This is a genomic window from bacterium (assembly GCA_019637795.1).
Taxonomy (GTDB): Bacteria; Desulfobacterota; Binatia; order HRBIN30; family CADEER01; genus JAHBUY01.
Map to the genome: position 1 here is coordinate 398758 of JAHBUY010000001.1, position 18220 is coordinate 416977.

At 73.7% G+C, this 18220-nt stretch carries 11 protein-coding genes; 8 read left to right on the top strand and 3 right to left on the bottom strand.

Annotation, left to right across the window (positions count from 1 at the left end; all coding sequences use genetic code 11):
* Positions 1-20: 20 nt before the first annotated feature.
* Positions 21-1529 carry a SagB family peptide dehydrogenase gene (locus KF840_01805; GenBank protein ID MBX3023623.1) on the bottom strand — a complete coding sequence of 503 codons (1509 nt, stop codon included), beginning with the start codon at positions 1527-1529 and terminating at the stop codon, positions 21-23.
* Positions 1530-1665: 136 nt separating this feature from the next.
* Between KF840_01805 and KF840_01810 the strand changes: the two genes are divergently transcribed.
* The 4 genes from KF840_01810 to KF840_01825 all read left to right on the top strand — a co-directional run bounded on the left by KF840_01810 (position 1666) and on the right by KF840_01825 (position 9336).
* Positions 1666-3180 (top strand): efflux transporter outer membrane subunit, encoded by a 1515-nt coding sequence (locus KF840_01810; GenBank protein ID MBX3023624.1) that lies wholly within the window; start codon positions 1666-1668, stop codon positions 3178-3180.
* 31 nt (positions 3181-3211) lie between these two features.
* The gene (locus tag KF840_01815; protein MBX3023625.1) at positions 3212-4912 is read left to right on the top strand and encodes an FAD-dependent oxidoreductase; all 1701 of its coding nucleotides are present in this window, start codon (positions 3212-3214) and stop codon (positions 4910-4912) included.
* An 89-nt stretch (positions 4913-5001) separates the two neighbouring features.
* Complete coding sequence (locus KF840_01820) at positions 5002-6120, top strand: efflux RND transporter periplasmic adaptor subunit (GenBank protein MBX3023626.1); 1119 nt, start codon at positions 5002-5004, stop codon at positions 6118-6120.
* Between the two features lie 3 nt (positions 6121-6123).
* A complete protein-coding gene (locus KF840_01825) occupies positions 6124-9336 on the top strand; it encodes an efflux RND transporter permease subunit (protein ID MBX3023627.1) in 3213 nt (1070 codons plus the stop codon).
* 42 nt (positions 9337-9378) lie between these two features.
* On the opposite strand, the gene KF840_01830 is transcribed toward KF840_01825, so the two are convergent.
* A complete protein-coding gene (locus KF840_01830) occupies positions 9379-10797 on the bottom strand; it encodes a hypothetical protein (protein ID MBX3023628.1) in 1419 nt (472 codons plus the stop codon).
* Between the two features lie 357 nt (positions 10798-11154).
* On the opposite strand from KF840_01830, the gene KF840_01835 reads away from it, so the two are divergent.
* Entirely contained in the window at positions 11155-11637 is a 483-nt protein-coding gene (locus KF840_01835) for a nucleotidyl transferase AbiEii/AbiGii toxin family protein (GenBank protein ID MBX3023629.1), read from the top strand.
* A gap of 79 nt (positions 11638-11716) precedes the next feature.
* The gene (locus KF840_01840; GenBank protein ID MBX3023630.1) at positions 11717-12790 is read left to right on the top strand and encodes a transporter substrate-binding domain-containing protein; all 1074 of its coding nucleotides are present in this window, start codon (positions 11717-11719) and stop codon (positions 12788-12790) included.
* Between the two features lie 5 nt (positions 12791-12795).
* Here the strand turns inward: KF840_01840 and KF840_01845 are convergent, their stop codons facing one another.
* Positions 12796-14049 (bottom strand): cation:proton antiporter, encoded by a 1254-nt coding sequence (locus tag KF840_01845; GenBank protein ID MBX3023631.1) that lies wholly within the window; start codon positions 14047-14049, stop codon positions 12796-12798.
* Between the two features lie 179 nt (positions 14050-14228).
* Here KF840_01845 and KF840_01850 point away from each other — a divergent pair, with 179 nt between their 5' ends.
* On the top strand, positions 14229-15815 hold the full coding sequence (locus KF840_01850; protein MBX3023632.1) for a hypothetical protein: 1587 nt from the start codon (positions 14229-14231) through the stop codon (positions 15813-15815).
* Positions 15778-18159, top strand: a complete 2382-nt coding sequence (locus KF840_01855) for a VCBS repeat-containing protein (protein MBX3023633.1) — start codon at positions 15778-15780, stop codon at positions 18157-18159. The genes KF840_01850 and KF840_01855 overlap by 38 nt, the downstream gene beginning before the upstream one ends.
* Positions 18160-18220 lie beyond the last annotated feature (61 nt).

Genomic DNA, 18220 nt, shown 5'->3' on the forward strand with positions numbered 1-18220 from the left:
GCGTCTGGCCGCGCGGGACCTCAGAGGCGCGGCGCGGGGGGGCCGGCGGCGACCAGGAACATGACGGCCTTGCCGGCGGCGTGCGGCGAGAAGAGCTCGATGACGTCGTCATCGAAGAAGGTCAGGCCGGTGGCGCCGAGGCCGAGGGCGTAGGTGGCGAGATAGAGCTTGCCGCCGGCGATCGCCGCGGCGAGGGCCGCGGCGCGATAGCTGCGGTCGCCGGCGTCGAGCAGGCGCGGCAGGTCGGCGAGACAGTAGACGTTCACCGCCGCCTCGGCGGCCAGCGCCTGGCCGAGGTCGAGATGACCGGCGACGGCGCGGAGATCGCCACGCGACAGCGGCGTCAGCGCCGGCGCCCGGCGGTCGAAGGCGTACGTACCGGGCGGCAGGTCGGTGACCGCATGGACGATCAGGTGCGGCTCGACCAGCGCCATGCCGTCGCTGCCGTCGTCGAACGGGATGCCGCCGCTGGCGGCGCGCAGCATCGCCGCCAGGGCGTCGAAGGCGATCGGGGCGCGGGCGAAGCGTCGCGCCGAGCCGCGACGGCGGATCACCTCGTCGATCGGGCGCGCCGGCGCCGGAGCTGGTGCCGGGAGGGGAACCGGCTCGCCCATGCCGGCCGCCGCCGGGCGCGGCGCGAGGGCCGCCAGACGCGTCCGCCAGGCGCGCACCGCGGTGGCGTCGGCGAGTGAGGTCGCCGCGTGCGCGGCGCGGATCAGCGGATAGTCGACCTCGCGCGCCGACAGCGGTCGGGTCGCCAGGCGCAGCGTCGGAACCGCCGGCGCCGGCGGCGGCGGCGCGCCGCGGCCGAGGGCCACCAGCGACAACGCGACCTCGCGCGCGCCGTCGAGCCCGAGCAGCGCGTTCACCGCCGCATCGGCGAAGCCGACCACCACCCGCGCCGGCACGCCGTCGGCCGCCGCCACCGCCAGCAGGTTCGCGAGCAGCGTGCCGGCGTCCCAGAAGCAGTGCCGATAGGTGCGCGCCTGATACTTCCAGGCGTTGCGCCAGAAGGTCGACGCGCAGACCAGGAGCGCCGGCGCGGCGGCGACCGCCGGCTCGCCGCCGCTCGCCTCGGCGAGCACGGCGCGGAAATCGCCGCGGCGCAACTGGTGCAGCGCGCCGTCATGCGGCCCGAACTGGTAGACGCCCGCCGCCAGGCCGGGCAGCGCGCCGCACGCCACGTAGACGTCGATGTGGTAGAGCGCGCCGGTGCAGGCGGCGGCGCGGAAGTCCATCACCTGGCCGCCGGGATACGTCCGGCGCCGGGTGATGCCGGCGCTCAGGTGCAGCAGCCGCGCCAGGTGCCGCAGGTCGGGCGTCGCGACCTCGCCGCCGCCCGGCGCGGCGAGCGCCGACAGCGCCGGCCGCGCCGACGCGCCGAGGTCGCGCGGCAGGGGCAGCGCCGGCGCGTCCTCGTAGATCTTGAACGGCAGCGGCTGGATCGCCCAGTCGAGCGTGTGGCGACTGGCGCGCACGCTGGCCGGCGAATGCTTGCTGCGCTCGTGGTACTCGGCGATGCTCGTCATGGCGGGCCGGCGCCAGCACACCAGGGATCGCGCGCCGTGTCGATGGCCCCGCCCGGGAGCGGCCGCGGACGATCCCACCCTCGTCAAGCCATATCGTCTCCGGCCGGCGTCTGTGTCAGGCTGCCTGGCGACGTCGATGTCCCGCTTGCCCTCCGCCACCGCCGGCGCCGCGCTGGCCGTCCTGCTCCTCGGCGGTTGCACCGTCGGCCCCGACTACCACCCGCCCGAGCCGGCGATGCCGGAGGGGTGGGAGGAGCTGTCGAGCGGCGTCACGCAGCAGCCGGCCGACCTCTCGCGCTGGTGGACGCTGCTCGGCGATCCGACCCTCGACGGGTTGGTGACCGAGGCGCTGCACGGCAACCTCACGCTGCGCGAGGCGGTGGCGCGGGTCGACGAATCGCGCGCCCGCTACCGCATCGCCCGCGCGGCGCTGTTCCCGCAGCTCGACAGCACCTCGACCGTGACCGGCAATCTGGCGAGCGAGAACGGCCCGGCGTTCAGCGGCGACACCACCGACGCGCCGCAGGTGCCGAACCCGCCCACGCCGCAGGTCTACGCCGAGTACACCATCGGCCTCGCCGCCAGTTGGGAGCTCGACGTCTTCGGACGGGTCCGGCGCTCGGTCGAATCGGCGAACGCGCTCGCGCAGGCGAGCGAGGACGATCTGCGCGACGTGCTGGTGATCGTCTGCGCCGACGTCGCGCAGTCGTACGTGACGCTGCGCACCATCCAGCAACGCCTGTCGGTGGCGCACCAGAACCTCGCCTCGCAGGAGGAGATCTTCCGCCTGACCCGGACCCGCTTCGAGCTCGGCCTGGCCTCCGGCCTCGACGTCGCGCAGGCGACGCAGGTGCTGGCGAGCACGCGGACGCTGATCCCGCCGCTCGAGCTGGCGATGACCATCGAGCTCAACCGGCTCGGCGTCCTGCTCGGCGAGCAGCCGGGGGCGTTGCGCAGCCGCCTCGCCGACAGCGCGCCGATCCCGCATCCGCCGGAGCGCTTCGGCGTCGGCCTGCCGGTCAACCTGCTGCGCCAGCGGCCCGACATCCGCCGCGCCGAGCGCCAACTCGCGGCGGCGACGGCGCGCATCGGCGTCGCCGTCGGCGACCTCTATCCGCGCTTCGTCCTGCTCGGCACCTTCGCCTTCGACTCGACCCAGGTCGCCAATCTCATCGAGGGACCGAGCCGCAGCTTCACCGTCGGCCCGGCGATGGTCTGGAACGTGTTCGACGCCGGCCGGCTGCGCGCCCAGCTCAACGCCGAGGAAGCGCTCACGGCGCAGGTCCTGGCGCGCTACGAGCAGCAACTGCTGATCGCGCTCCAGGAGGTGGAGAACGCGCTCGCCGCCTACGGCCAGACGCGCGAGGAGCGCGGCGCCGTCGCCGACGCGGTGGCGGCCTCGAGCGAGGCGCTGGACCTCTCGATCCTGTTGTACAAGGACGGCGCCGTGGACTTCCAGAACGTGCTCGACGCGCAGCGCACGCTGCTCGACCTCGAGGAGCGCCTGGCGATCACCGACGGCAACGTGGCGCGCAGCGTCGTCCAGCTCTACCTGGCGCTCGGCGGCGGCTGGGATCCCGACGCGGGAACGGCGCCGCCAGCGCAACAGGTCGCCGCCGCGTCGGCGGCGCCAACGGAGGCGGCGCGGTGACGCCGCCGCGCCGCCTCGACGGGAACATCGCATGAGCCATCCCTCCCCCACCCGCATGGTCGAGACGCGCGGCGAACAGATGTTCCCGCGTCTCAGCGACGCCCAGCTTCTGGACCTGCTGCCGTTCGGCGACCACCGCACCTACGCCGCCGGCGAGATCCTGTTCGCCGAGGGCGAGCGGCACGTGCCGATGTTCGTGGTGCTGTCGGGCGCCGTCGACATCGTGCGCCACGGCCGCGACGGCAGCGAGGTGCCGATCGTCACCCACCTGCCGGGGCAGTTCACCGGCGAGGTCGGCGTGCTCGCCGGCCGCGGCGCCATCGCCAGCGGGCGGGCGCGCGAGCCGAGCCGCGTGCTGGTGATCGCCGAGGCGAAGCTGCACGAGCTGGTGGTCAACCGCGCCGAGCTGAGCGAGCTGATCATGCGCGCCTTCATCCTGCGCCGCGTCGCCCTGATCGACCAGCCGGACGCCGGCCTGACGCTGATCGGCTCGCGCCGCGCCCCCGACACCCACGCCCTGCGCCAGTTCCTGGAACGCAACGGCCAGCCGCACGTCTACCTCGACCTCGACGACGATGCCGACACGGCGGCGGTGATGGACCTGCACGGGGTCACCGTCGACGAGCTGCCGGTGGCGATCACCATCGGCGGCCAGGTGCTGCGGCGCCCCGGCATTCGCGAGCTCGCCGACGCCATCGCCCTCACCCCCGATCGCCTCGACGGCCGGACCGTCGACGTCGTCGTCATCGGTGCCGGTCCCGCGGGGCTCGCGGCCGCGGTCTACGCCGCGTCGGAGGGCCTGTCGGTGGTGGTGGTCGACGCCAAGGCGCCCGGCGGCCAGGCCGGCTCCAGCTCGAAGATCGAGAACTACTTCGGCTTCCCCACCGGCATCTCCGGCCAGGCGCTGGCCGGCCGCGGCTTCGTCCAGGCGCAGAAGTTCGGCGCCGAGGTGGCGATCCCGCGCCGCGCGGTCGATTTCGAGTGCGGGCACCGGCGCCGCACCGTGGTCATCCTCGACGGCGGCGAGCGGCTCACCGCGCGCGCCGTCGTGCTCGCCACCGGCGCCCGCTACCGCAAGCTCGACACGGTCGACAACCTCGAGCGCTTCGAGGGCCGCGGCGTCTACTACGCGGCGTCCATGATGGAGGCGACGCTGTGCAGCGGCGAGGAGGCGATCGTCGTCGGCGGCGGCAACTCCGCCGGCCAGGCCGCCGTCTTCCTCGCCGCGCACGCCAAGCACGTGCACGTGCTGGTGCGCGCCACCGGGCTGGCGGCGAGCATGTCCGACTACCTGATCCGCCGCATCGCCACGACCAGCCGGATCACCCTGCACACCGAGACCGAGATCACCGAGCTGCTCGGCGACCGCGTGCTCGAGGGCGTCGTGTGGACCAGCCGCGCCACCGGCGCGCGGGCGCCGCGGCCCATCCGCCACGTCTTCCTCTTCTGTGGCGCCGAGCCGCACACCACCTGGCTGCGCGACTGCGTCGCGCTCGACGACAAGCACTTCATCCTCACCGGCGACGACATCGGCGCCGAGGCGCTGCGCGCCGCCGCCTGGCCGCTGGCGCGGCCGCCGATGCGGCTCGAGACCAGCCACCCCGGCGTGTTCGCGGTCGGCGACGTGCGCAGCGGCTCGGTGAAACGCGTCGCCGCCGCCGTCGGCGAGGGCTCGACGGCCGTGCAACTCCTGCACGCCTACCTCGCCGAGCAGGCGGGGGAGGCGCCGTGAGACGCGCCGCCTCGACGATCCCGGAGGGCCGCGCGGGCCGCGGCGGCGCGCGAGCGCGGACCTCCAGGGCGCTGCTCGCGCTCGCCGCGCTGCTCGCCGCCTGCGCCCAGGCGCCGCCGCCGGCGAGCGTCGCGCCGCCGAAGGTGACGGTGGCGACGCCGGTGGCGAAGTCGGTGGTCGAGTGGGACGAGTACACCGGCCGGCTGGAGGCGATCGACGCGGTCGAGGTGCGGGCGCGGGTGAGCGGCTATCTCGAAGCGGTGAAGTTCACCGACGGCGCGATGGTGAAGAAGGGCGACGTCCTGTTCATCATCGATCCGCGGCCGTACACCGCCATCCTGCGCCGCGCCGAGGCTGAGCTGGCGCTCGCCAAGGCGCGGCTCGAGCTCGCGGAGAGCCGCTACGAACGCGCCAGTCGGCTGGTGGCGCGCAACGCCATCTCGCAGGAGGAGGCCGACACGCGCGCCGCCGAGGCGCGACAGGCGGCGGCGGCGGTGCAGGCCGCGCAGGCGGCGCTGGAAGCCGCGCACCTCGACGTCGAGTACACCGAGGTGCGGGCGCCGGTGAGCGGCCGGGTGAGCCGCAAGCTGGTGACCGAGGGCAACCTGGTGAACGGCAGCTCCGGAACCCAGGGCACGCTGCTGACCACCATCGTCTCGCTCGACCCGATCTACGTCTACTTCGAGGCCGACGAGCGCTCCTATCTGAAGTACGTGCGCCTGGCCCAGGAGGGCAAACGCCCCAGCTCGCGCGACACGCGCAATCCGGTGCAGATCGCCTTCGCCGACGAGGAGGGCTTCCCGCACCAGGGCTACGTCGACTTCGTCGACAACCGGCTCGACGAGCAGACCGGCACCATCGCGGCGCGGGCGGTGCTCGCCAACCCCGACCTGCTGCTCAGCCCCGGCCTCTTCGCCCGCGTCCGTCTCATCGGCAGCGGCGAGTACGCGGCGCTGCTCATCCCCGACGCGGCGGTGGGCACCGACCAGGCGCGCAAGTTCGTCTACGTCGTCGACGCCGAGAACCGCGCCCGCTACCGTCCGATCGTCCTCGGCCCGATGATCGACGGCCTGCGGGTGGTGCGCGAGGGGGTGAACGCCGACGACCGCATCATCGTCACCGGCGTGCAGCGGGCGAAGACCGACGCCCTCGTCGATCCGCAACTCGCCACGCCGGCGGCGACCGCGGCGGCGCCCGCCACGCCCTGATCCATGTCGCGGTTCTTCATCGACCGGCCGATCTTCGCCTCGGTCATCTCCATCGTCACCATCATCGTCGGCGCCCTCGCCTATCGCGCGCTGCCGGTGGCGCAGTACCCGGAGGTGGTGCCGCCGACCATCGTCGTCCGCGCCTCGTATCCCGGCGCGCCGCCGGAGGTGATCGCCAACACCGTCGCGACGCCGATCGAGCAGGAGGTGAACGGGGTCGAGGACATGCTCTACATGTCCTCGCAGTCGACGACCGACGGGCAGATGGTGCTGACCATCACCTTCAAGCTCGGCACCGATCTCGACAAGGCGCAGGTGCTGGTGCAGAACCGCGTCGCGATCGCCGAGCCGCGGCTGCCCGAGGACGTGCGCCGCATCGGCATCACGACCCTGAAGTCGTCGCCCGACCTGCTGATGGTGATCCATCTGCTGTCGCCGGACGGCCGCTTCGACCAGCTCTACATCGGCAACTACGCGCTCATCCAGGTGCGCGACGCGCTGGCCCGGGTCGACGGCGTCGGCGACGTCAACCTGTTCGGCCTGCGCGAGTACAGCATGCGCATCTGGCTCGACCCCGAGCGGCTGGCGTCGCGCAACCTGACCACCGGCGACGTCGTGGCGGCGCTGCGCGAACAGAACATCCAGGTCGCCTCCGGGATCATCGGCCAGCCGCCGGTGCCGGCCGGCGAGGCGTTCCAGCTCCCCGTGGTCACCCTCGGCCGGCTGCTGACGCCGGAGCAGTTCGAGCAGGTGGTGATCAAGAGCGGCGAGGACGGGCGGCTGATCCGCGTCCGCGACGTCGCCCGCATCGAGCTCGGGGCCCGCGACTACGCCGTCAACAGCTACCTCAACAACCAGCCGGCGGTGGCGATCGCCATCCTGCAGCGCCCCGGCTCGAACGCGCTCGCCACCGCCGACGCGATCGAGGCGACGATGCGCGAGCTGGCCTCGCACTTCCCCGCCGGCCTGGAGTACCGCATCCTCTACAACCCGACGGTGTTCGTGCGCGAGTCGGTGAACGCCGTCATCCACACGCTGTACGAGGCGGTCGGGCTGGTCGTGCTGGTGGTCCTGCTGTTCCTGCAGCGCTGGCGCGCCAGCCTCATCCCGCTGCTGGCGATCCCGGTGTCGCTGATCGGCACCTTCGCCGCCATGGCGGCGCTCGGCTTCTCGCTCAACATGCTGTCGCTCTTCGGCCTGGTGCTGGCGATCGGCATCGTCGTCGACGACGCGATCGTCGTGGTCGAGAACGTCGAGCGCCACATCGCCAGCGGCATGACCCCGCGCGACGCGGCGCGCCTGGCGATGGACGAGGTGACGCCGGCGGTGATCGCCATCGCCTTCGGCCTGTGCGCGGTGTTCGTGCCGACGGCGTTCGTCGGCGGCATCTCCGGCCAGTTCTACCGCCAGTTCGCGCTCACCATCGCGGTCTCGACGCTGCTCTCGGCCTTCAACTCGCTGTCGCTCAGCCCCGCCCTGTGCGCGCTGCTGCTGCGGCCGCACGACGCGCCCGCGGACTGGTTCGAGCGCCTGTGGGAGCGCCTCTTCGGGCGCTTCTTCCGCTGGTTCAACCACAGCTTCGAACGGCTGGCGCACGGCTACGCCGGGGCGGTGCGGTGGCTGCTGCGACGCTCGGTCATCGCCTTCGCCGTCTACCTGCTGCTGTTCGCCGCGGCCGGCGTCGGGTTCCAGGTGCTGCCGAGCGGCTTCATTCCCGCCCAGGACACGGGCTACCTGATCGTCGCCATCCAGCTCCCGGACGGCGCCTCGCTGGAGCGCACCGACGCCGTCATCCGCCGGGCGTCGGACGTGATCCTGAAGACGCCCGGCGTCCGCTTCGCGGTCGCCTTCGCCGGCTTCTCCGGCGCCACCCGCGCCAACGCCTCCAACGCCGGCGCCATCTTCGTCGGCCCGGAGCCGTTCGAGGAGCGCACCGCCGCGAGCCCGACCGCCGACGAGCTGATCCACGCCCTGCGCGGCCGGCTGAGCGAGATCCAGGACGCCGACATCTTCGTCATCCCGCCGCCGCCGGTGCGCGGGCTCGGCACCTCGGGCGGCTACAAGCTGCTGGTGCAGGACCGCGCCGGGCGCGGGCTCGCCGCGCTGCAGGACGCCGCCGACCAACTGGTCGATGCCGCCAAGCACGATCCCCACCTCACCGGCGTGTTCACCACCTTCCGCGCCGCCACGCCGCAGCTCTATGCCGACGTCGACCGCATCCGCGCCGAGAAGCTCAACGTCCCGATCGCCAACATCTTCGACACCCTGCAGGTCTACCTCGGCTCGGTGTACGTCAACGACTTCAACCTCTTCGGCCGCACCTTCCAGGTGCGCACCCAGGCCGAGGGCAGCTACCGCGCCGAGCCCGAGGACATCGCGCGGCTGAAGACGCGCAACGCCTCCGGCGGCATGGTGCCGCTCGGCTCGGTGCTCGACGTCCAGTGGCGCAACGGCCCCGACCGCGTCGTCCGCTACAACATGTACCCGAGCGCCGAGATCACCGGCGACACCGCCGCCGGCGGCAGCCTCGGCACCGCCATGGCGACCATCCAGCGCCTCGCCGACGAGGTCCTGCCGCCGGGCACCGCCATCGCCTGGACCGACATCGCCTACCAGGCGCAGCTCGCCGGCAACACGGCGCTGTTCATCTTCCCGCTCTGCGTGCTGTTCGTCTTCCTCGTCCACTCCGCCGAGTACGAGAGCTGGTCGCTGCCGCTGGCGATCATCGCCATCGCGCCGATGTGCCTGCCCTTCGCCCTCGCCGGCCTGTGGCTGCGCGGCATCGACAACAACCTCATCGCCCAGATCGGCTTCGTGGTGCTGATCGGCCTGGCGGCGAAGAACGCGGTGCTCATCGTCGAGTTCGCCAAGCAGCAGGAGGAGCACGGCAAGGACTGGTTCAGCGCCGCCGTCGAGGCCTGCCGGCTGCGCCTGCGCCCGATCCTGATGACCTCGTTCGCCTTCATCCTCGGCGTGCTGCCGCTCGCCCGCGCCACCGGCGCCGGCGCCGAGATGCGCCGCGCCCTCGGCACGGCGGTGTTCAGCGGCATGCTCGGCGTCACCGCCCTGGGCCTGTTCCTGACGCCGGTGTTCTACGTCAGCCTGCGCCGCTTCTCGACCTGGCTGCTGAGGAAACGCGCCCTGGAGGGCCGCGCGCCCGCGCCGCCGTACGACGCGACCGCCTCGCGAGAGGGATCGCCTGGGCGCGACGGATGATGCGCCCGCGTCGCCCGGCGGCGCGGGCGCGCGGCCTCCAGGTCAGGCGGCGAGCAGGTGCCCGGACAGGTAGTGCCAGTAGGTGACGGCGCCGTCCTGCCAGCAGGCGAAGCGCACGCCGCCGTCCTGCGAGACGATGATCGCGACCGCCTCGGGCATCGCCTGGCAGAGGCGGTAGGCGGAGCGGTGCCGGGTGCCGACGCGCTCGGTGGACTCGGGCACGCGCACCGTGCCCTCGAGGTCGTGGGCCCGCATCACCACCGGCACGTCGGGCAGGTTGCCGGCGATCTCGGCGCCGAAGCCGAGCAGCTCGAAGGTGTGGGTCATCAGCACGGCGCCATCGACCGCGGCGAAGCCGGCGATCAGGTGCGCGACCTCGAACAACGCCTCGTCCAGCCCCGCGACCGTCGCCCCGCTGCTGTGCCGGTACTCCGCCCAGCCCACCGCCTCGGCCAGCGGTCCGGCGTGCTGTGCCGCCAGCGTATCCATGATGCGCAGGATCAGGGTCCGGTAACGGCGCCGCGCCTCGCCGTCGGCGAGGCGATAGTGCACGCGCAGGAACGACGGCGGCGACGACAGCGCCGCCTCCGCCGCGGACGGGACGACCAGCACGGTGGCGCCGTGGCGGGCGGCGCGGATGACGGCGATGAGCTGACGCACCATGTGCTGGCCGATGCCACGGATCAGGCTCTCGTCGAGCGGCGCCCACGGCACCTTCGCCGTGGCGCGGTCGGCGGCGTGTTCCGCCAGGAGGGCCGCGCGCACCGCCGCGAAGCGGCGCGGCAGCCACTGCGAGGCGAAGACGTCGACCGTGGTGCCGCCGATGCGGCCGGCCTCGAGCCGCGCCAGCACCTCGTCGCCCAGCTCCACCTCGATGCGACCGGGGCCGCCGACGCTCACCACCAGGGCGCGCGGCAGCGCCGGCGCCGGCAGACGGCCGCCGGTGCGCACCCGCAGCCAGCGCGCGCCGGCGTGGACGATGCCCCACAGCGCCGGCCGGCCGCCGTCGCCGATGCAGGCGCCGATCAGCGCCCGATGGTACGGCGCCGCGGCGGCGAGCCGGCGCAGCTCGCTGACGTCGCAGAGCCGGCGCTCGCGGAAGCGCAGCACGTGCAGGCCGCTCGGCGGTCCGCCGCCCTCCGGCATCACCTCGGGCGGCGCGACCAGCAGGCGGAAGATCACCTGCCGCCCCTCGTCGCGCAGCAGGCTCGCCTGGTAGGCGGTCGAGAGCAGCGACTCGAGGCGCGCCGGCTCGAGCAGCGGCGAGGCGACGGCGCCGTCGCCGCGGCGGCGCAACGCCGCCAGCACCGCCGCCGCCAGGTCGGGTGGATAGGCGTGATGCGCCGGCGGCTCGCCACCCGCCGCCTCGTCGCGATCGCGCTCGTCGGCCATGGCCGTCAGCGCGCGGCCGCCGGCCGCGCTGGCGATGGCGGGCGTGTCAGACGCCCGCCTCGTCGACATGACACCAGCGCCAGCGCTCGCCCGGCGGAGCGCGCCGTCACCGCGCGAATGGCGGCGGGATGTTCACAGGGCATGCCGGCCATCCTGCCGTCGGGCGTCACCACACCGTCGGCGGCCGACGCGAGAGCCTTGGCGCATGGACCCGAATCCTAACCACAACGGGCCATCGAGGACACGGGGGGCGCCATGCGCCCCCACGACGGCCGCCGAGGGGACCGACGGAACCCGGCGTTCCGCGACCGGCCGGCTGGTGATAGGGTCGCGCGCGGGATGGCCGGCGCGCGCATCGAAACGATCGCCGAACTGTCGCGCCGGGAGCGCCAGCGGATCGCCACGGCGGGGGCCGGAGGGACGACCATGGACGAACCGGCGGACAAGGTGGGCGCCCTGCGAGACGCGGTGCGTGCCCTCGACCAGGTGGCCGCGGCGTGCGCCCTGATCGGCGGGGTGGCGGTGGGCATCCGTTCCGGCCTGCCGCGCGCCACGCTCGACACCGACCTCGCCGTCGTGTCGACCGCTGACCGTGCCGCGACGGTGCGCGCCCTCGTCGCCGCGGGCTTCGAGCCGCGCGGCGAATTCGCGCACAGCGTCAACTTCCGCCATGCCAGCGGCGAGCCTCTCCAGATCGTCTTCGATCCCTCGTTCGACCCGATGATCGAACGGTCCGAGGTGATCCCGGTCGGCGGCGTGCCGGTGCGCGTCGTCACGACGGCCGATCTGATCACCATGAAGGAACGCGCCGCCGCGGATCCCGGCCGGCGACGCAGCAAGGCGCTCCGGGATGCCGCGGACGTCGCGCTCCTCCGCGGCGACGTTCCGGATCCCGACGAGGGCTGGTGACCGTCCGGCCCGCGGGCGCGATGGCGCGCGCGGACGATCGCGCTTGTGGCCGCGGGCGCAGCGGAGTAGGCGGCTGCTCATGCGCCGCCCTGCCCTCTTGGCCGTTCTCGCCCTCCTCGCCCCGGCCGCCGGCGCGGCGCAGAGCGCGCCGCCGCCGACGCCGCTGATCGTCGGCGTCACCGACAGCCGGCCGCTGTCGTACCAGAACGACGACGGCGTCTGGACCGGCCTCGGGGTCGTCGTCTGGGAGCAGATCGCGGCGCAGGTGGGGCTCACCTACGAGCTGCGGCCGATCGCCATGGGTGACGTCACCCACGCCCTCGCCGACCACTCGATCGACGCCGCGATCGGCGCCATCCCGGTGACCCCGGAGGGCGAGGCCGTGCACGACTTCAGCCAGCCCTACCTGGTCACCGGCCTCGGCTTCGCCCAGCGGCAGCAGGACGGCATGCTGTGGAGCGCGCTCATGCGCGCGTTGCTCGACCCGCGCCTGCTGACCATGGTGGGCGGGATCATCGCCAGCGTGCTCGTCGTCGGCGTGCTGATCGCCCTGGTGGAGCGGCGCTCGCACAGCACCGACTTCGGCGGCTCGATGCGCGAGAGCGTGTCGATGGGCGTGTGGTGGGCGGCGGTGACCATGACCACCGTCGGCTACGGCGACGCGACCCCGAAGACCACCACCGGCCGCGCCCTGGCGCTGGTGTGGATGTTCGTCGGCGTCGTCGCCGTCGCCTTTCTCACCGCCACCGTCACCTCGGTGCTCACCCTCGCCCACCTGCGCGGCGCGGTGGAACACCCCTCCGATCTGCTGCGCATGCGGCTCGGCGTCGTCGACAGCGGCGCCGGCGCCGACTACCTCGGGCACCGCCACGTCGCCTACGCCACCTACCCGACCTACGAGGACGCGCTGGCGGCGCTCGATCGCGGTTCCGTCGACGCGGTGGTGGGCACCCTGCCGGTGTTGCGGGCGCTGGTGTCGCAGTCGTGGACCGGCCGCCTGCAGGTGTCGCCGATCGTCCTCGAGCCGCTGCTCTACGGCGTCGCCCTGCCCGACGGCAGCCCGCTGCTCAGCCGCGTCAACCAGGCGCTGCTCGCCATCACCCACGACGACGCCTGGCACGACACCGAGGAGCGCTTCCTCGGCCGCCGCTGAACGGGTCAGCGGGCGGCGTCCGCCTCGCGCGACGCCGGCGGGTAGAGCCAGGCCAGGACGGGCGCCGCCATCATGGTGGTGGCGATCGCCATCAGCACCATCATCGCGAACACCTCGGGGCCGATCAGGCCGAGGTCGAGACCGAGGTTGAGGATGATCAGCTCCATGAGACCGCGGGTGTTCACCAGCACGCCGAGCCCGGCGGCGTCGCGCCAGCCGAGGCCGACCAGGCGCGAGGCGATGAGCGTGCCGCCGAGCTTGCCGGCGACCGCGACCGCGATCAGCAGCGCCACCAGCGCCCACTCGCCCGGCCCGTCCAGCAGGCCGATCTGTGTCCGCAGACCGGTGTAGGCGAAGTAGAGCGGCAGCAGGAAGACGGTGGCGAAGTCCTCCACCGTCGCGCCGAGCGCGCGCGCGAAGCCATCGCGCTTGGGCACGACGACGCCGAAGAGGAAGGCCCCGAACAGGGCGTGGATGCCGATCGACTGCGTCGCCAGCGCGCTCAGCATGAGCAGCACCAGCATCGCCGCCAACACGTTGGGCGTCACCCGGCCGACGGCCCGCGCCGCAAGCCGCGCCAGCAGCGGACGCACGACGCCCAGCATCGCCGCGGCGTAGAGCGCCACCTGCGCCAGCACGCCGGCGACGCCGATCCCACCGCGCGCCGCGCCGACGGCGGCGACCAGCGACAGCAGCGTCCAGCCGGCGACGTCGTCGACCGCCGCGCAGGTGAGCGCCAGCGCGCCCAGCCGGGTGCGCAGCAGGCCGCGCTCCATGAGGATGCGCGCCAGCACCGGAAATGCCGTGATCGCCATGGCCGCGCCGAGGAAGAGCGAGAATCCCGCCGCCGTCGCCGACGGACCGGCGTGCGCCGGGTAGAGCGCCACCGCCACCCACGCCCCGAGCGCGAAGGGCAGCGCGATCCCGGTGAGCGAGATCACCGCCGCCACGCGCCCGCGCTGCCGCAGCAGCGCCGGATCCAGCTCGAGGCCGATCAGGAACATGAAGAGGATGATGCCGACCTCGCTCAGCAGCTTGAGGAACGGCATCGCCGAGGCGGGAAACAGGGCGGCGGCGGGCGCCGGCGCCAGCCAGCCGAACAGCGACGGTCCGAGCAGGATGCCGGCCACCACCTCGCCGATCACCTGCGGCTGGCGCAGGGCGCGGAAGGCGAGGCCGAGGACCCGCGCCACGGCGATGATCACCGCGATCTGCAGCAGCAGGACGGCGAGGAGATGGTCGATCTCGGCGGCGGGCATCGGCGGCGGTCGTCGGCCCCAGCCACGTACAGGATGCGCCGGCCGCCGCAAGGGGCGAACGGCGTTTCCCCCGGCGCCGCGCCCCGTCTCCCGCCCGCCCGTCGGGCCCAGCGGGCCCGCCGCCGCGGACGCGGCGTACATTGAATCAATCGCGCAAAAGTGAAAAAAGCTGAAGGCGCATGTCGAACACCGCGTCGCCCGTGGGCGCCGCTCGCCGCGCCCGCTTTGCCCTCGCGATCGCCGTATCGCTCTCCCTATCGCTCGCCGCCTGCGGTGGCGGCGGGAGCGGCGGCGGCAACGGCGCCGCGTCCCTCGACCGCCGGCTCGAGCGCCTGATCGCCGACAACCATCTGCACGGCCATCCGACGCTCGATCATCCGCCCCTCGGCGCCGAGCAGACGGCGCTGCTCGAGAAGCGGATCGAGCTCGGGCGTCTGCTGTTCTTCGACCACGCGCTGAGCGGCGTCGAGCAGACCTCGTGCGCCACCTGCCATCACGCCGCCTTCCAGTTCAGCGACGCGCGCAACATCGCCCGCGGCGTCTTCTGCGACCTGGTTCCCGAGGTGAGCATCACCTGCCACCCGGCGCCGGCGCCGGGCAGCGATGGCAACGTCGTCGGCCCCGAGCGCGCCTCGCCGCTCAACAGCCGCAACAGCCCGTCGCTGATCAACGCCGCGCTGTTCCCGCGCCTGATGTGGAACGGCCGCTTCCGCTTCATCGACAACCGCAGCACCGACGTGAACCAGTGCGATCCCGAGGAGGGCTTCCGCCTGCCGGCGCCGGAGGGCGACATGTTCGTCCGCTCCCTGCTCACCGCCCAGGGGCACATTCCGGTCACCGAGCTGGTCGAGATGACCGGCAACTTCCCGCACAGCGACGGCAGCATCGAGGACGCGGAGGAGGCCAACCCCGAGATCCGCGAGGCCCTCACCACCCGCATCGACTTCACCCCCGCCTACCGCGCGCTCTTCGAGGAGGCATATCCCGACCGGCCGGACCTGATGCTCTCGCCGCTCGATCCGATCGTCGGCCCCAACGACGACCTCAGCTACCTCGCCATCGCCGACGCGCTCGGGCATTTCCAGGAGTCCCTGATCATGACCGACGCGCCGTGGGACGCCTACCTCGCCGGCGATCGCGGCGCCCTCAGCGCCGCCGCCAAGCGCGGCGCCATCGCGTTCTTCGACGGCGGCCGCTGCTCCTCCTGCCACGCCGGCGAGCTGTTCAGCGACTTCGACAACTACAACATCGGCGTGCCCCAGGTCGGACCCGGCACCGGCCGATCGGCGGCGCGCGATGCCAGCTACGGCGGCCGCACGAACTGGGACTTCGGCCTCGAGGAGATCACCACCGAACGGAGCGACCGGTTCAAGTTCCGCACGCCGCCGCTGCGCGGCGTCGCCCTCACCTCGCCGTACATGCACAACGGCGCCTACGCGACCCTCGAGGACGCCATCCGCCACCACGTCGACCCCGCCGCGGCCTATGCCGCGTACGACCTGTCGCAGATCGAGCCCGCCATGCAGGCCTTCGGCCTCAACCCGGCGGGCCCGGTGTTCGACGCCCGCAATCCGGTCGTGCTCGGCCGCGGCCCGGGGCAGCGGCGCATCGATCTGAGCGAGGCGCAGGTGGCGGACCTGGTCGAGTTCCTCAAGGCGCTCACCGATCCGCGCATGCTGGACACGGCGGCGTTCGCGCCCGCCTCGGTGCCCAGCGGTCTGCCCGTCGATGTCGCCGGACCACGCCATTTCCCGACCTACGAATAGCCGTCGCCGTCCGCTCATCGGTGTCGCCGTCGCCGCCATCCTGCTGTGCGGCGCCGGCGTCCGGGCGCAGCAGACGGTCGACTTCCTGGCGCCGTTGTCGTTCCCCATCGGCGGCATGCCGAACGACATCCTGGTGCGCGACTTCGACGGCGACGGCGCGCTCGACATCCTGACCACCAACTTCGACGCGGCGACGATCTCCGTCCTGCTCGGCGACGGCCACGGCGACTTCACGCCGCTCGACGACCAGTTCGCCTCGTCGGCGCCGTCGCAGGTCGCCGCCGGGCTGTTCAACGACGACCCCTACCTCGACCTGGTGATCTCCGAGGGCGAGGGCGACTGGGTGAACATCATGCTCGGCAACGGCGACGGCACCTTCCAGGCGCCGCGCCAGAGCCCGTGCAGCCACGATCCCGCCGGCGTCGCGGTCGCCGACATGAACGGCGACGGCATCCTCGACATCGTCGTCTCGATCGCCGCCGAGGCGAATGGCGAGATCGACGTCCTGCTCGGCCGGGGCGACGGCACCTTCAGCTTCGACCCCGAGACCCAGGGCCGGCGGCTGAGCGCCCAGGCGTACGGCGTCGGCGTCGGCCACCTCGACGGCGACGGCGCGCTCGACGTCGCCGCCGTCACCACCAACGGCCAACTCGCCATCCTGCTCGGCAACGGCGCCGGCGGCGTGTCGCGGCCGGTGAGCCAGCCCACCGGCATGGCGCCGCTGCGCCTCGCGCTCGCCGACCTCGATCGCGATGGCCGGCTCGACGTCGTCACCGCCGACAGCGGCAGCGACCAGCTCACCCTGTTCCGCGGCGACGGCCTCGGCGGCGCGACCAGGACCGGCACCGTCGCCACCGGCCAGGCCCCCGTGTCCCTGGTGCTCGCCGACATCACCGGCGACGGACTGCTCGACGCGCTGACCGCCAACACCACCAGCGGCGACCTCAGCGTCGTTCCCGGCCGCGGCGACGGCACCTTCGGCCCCGCCCGCCACTTCGTCTCGCCGGTGCGCCCGTTCGCGGTCGCCAGCGGTGACTTCGACAACGACGGCCGCGTCGATCTGGTGAGCGCCAATTCGGGCAGCTTCGGCGGCGAGGCGGTCGTCCTGCTCGCCCGCCCCGGCGGCTACGACGCGGTCGAATCGCTGCTGCCCGGCCGCGGCGTCCGCGACCTCTCGCCCGCCGACCTCACCGGCGACGGCCTGCCCGACCTGCTGCTCGCCGTCGCCAGCGACAAGACGCTCGCCGTCCTGCCGGCGCTCGCCGGCGGCGGCTTCGCGCCACCGCTGGTGCTGGCCAGCGGCGTCGACGCCGCCTACGTGCGCGCCGCCGACGTGAACGGCGACGGGCGGCTCGACCTGCTGGCCTTCGACGCCGAGCAGCCGGATCTGCACGTCTTCCTCGCCCGCCCCGACGGCAGCTACGCGCCGGCGCCGCGCGCCGACCTGCCGGGCCCGGCGATCGGCGTCGCCATCGGCGATCTCGACCGCGACGGCCTGCCCGACGTCGTCGCCACCGGCCGCTCCGGGCTCAGCGTCGGCGTCCTATTCAGCAATGGCGACGGCACCTTCACCGTCGCGCCGTCGCTGCCGCTCGCCGGCGAGGCGGCGGGGGTGGCCATCGGCGACTTCGACGGCGACGGCCGCCGCGACATCGCCGCCGGCAACGTCCGCACCAGCAGCATCACCGTGTTCCGCGGCGCCGCCGGGCGCCAGTTCCAGTCGCCGCAGGCGCTCGACACCGGCCTCGGCCCGTTCGCCCTCGCCGCCGCCGACATCGACGGCGACGGCTTCGACGATCTCGCGGTGCTCACCAGCGGCGCCCGCCAGGCGCGCCTGTTCTTCGGCAGCGCCGCCGGGACGTTCACCCCGGTGACCGGCCCATCGGTCAGCGGCGCCACCATCGCGCTGCGCGACGTCACCGGCGATCTGCGGCCGGACATCCTGATCGCCGACCAGATCGGCAACGCCGTCGCCATCGCCCCCGCGCGCGACAACCGCAGCGTCGGCCCGCCGCGATCGTACCTGGTGGGTCTGCGCCCCAATACCGTCGCGACCGCCGACTTCGACGGCGACGGCCGCTACGACGTCGCGGCGCGCGGCAACGGCAACTGGGTGCTGACCAACCAGGCCGGCCCCGACGTGCGGCGCGGCGACGGCAATGGCGACGGCCAGCGCACCGCCGCCGACCTCGTCGCCCTCGCCCGCGCCCGCCTGGTAAGCGACCGCCCGGTCGAAACCGCCGCCCGCGCCGCCGCCGCCACCGCCGGCATCGACGCCAACGGCGACGCCCTGGTCGACGCCCGCGACGTGGGCGCCCTGTGCGCCCACCTCTTCGGCGGCTGAACCGCGTCCCGACCCGCCGTCGATCACGGCAGAAGGCGCGCCCATCGGCCGGGCCGCGGCC

What these genes read in the sequence shown, in the direction of transcription:
- KF840_01825 (MBX3023627.1), top strand. Translation starts at nt 6,124, where the DNA reads ATGTCGCGGTTCTTCATCGACCGGCCGATCTTCGCCTCGGTCATCTCC.
- KF840_01855 (MBX3023633.1), top strand. Translation starts at nt 15,778, where the DNA reads ATGTCGCCGGACCACGCCATTTCCCGACCTACGAATAGCCGTCGCCGT.
- KF840_01815 (MBX3023625.1), top strand. Translation starts at nt 3,212, where the DNA reads ATGAGCCATCCCTCCCCCACCCGCATGGTCGAGACGCGCGGCGAACAG.
- KF840_01805 (MBX3023623.1), bottom strand. Translation starts at nt 1,529, where the DNA reads ATGACGAGCATCGCCGAGTACCACGAGCGCAGCAAGCATTCGCCGGCC.
- KF840_01810 (MBX3023624.1), top strand. Translation starts at nt 1,666, where the DNA reads ATGTCCCGCTTGCCCTCCGCCACCGCCGGCGCCGCGCTGGCCGTCCTG.
- KF840_01850 (MBX3023632.1), top strand. Translation starts at nt 14,229, where the DNA reads ATGTCGAACACCGCGTCGCCCGTGGGCGCCGCTCGCCGCGCCCGCTTT.
- KF840_01840 (MBX3023630.1), top strand. Translation starts at nt 11,717, where the DNA reads ATGCGCCGCCCTGCCCTCTTGGCCGTTCTCGCCCTCCTCGCCCCGGCC.
- KF840_01830 (MBX3023628.1), bottom strand. Translation starts at nt 10,797, where the DNA reads ATGTCGACGAGGCGGGCGTCTGACACGCCCGCCATCGCCAGCGCGGCC.
- KF840_01835 (MBX3023629.1), top strand. Translation starts at nt 11,155, where the DNA reads ATGGACGAACCGGCGGACAAGGTGGGCGCCCTGCGAGACGCGGTGCGT.
- KF840_01845 (MBX3023631.1), bottom strand. Translation starts at nt 14,049, where the DNA reads ATGCCCGCCGCCGAGATCGACCATCTCCTCGCCGTCCTGCTGCTGCAG.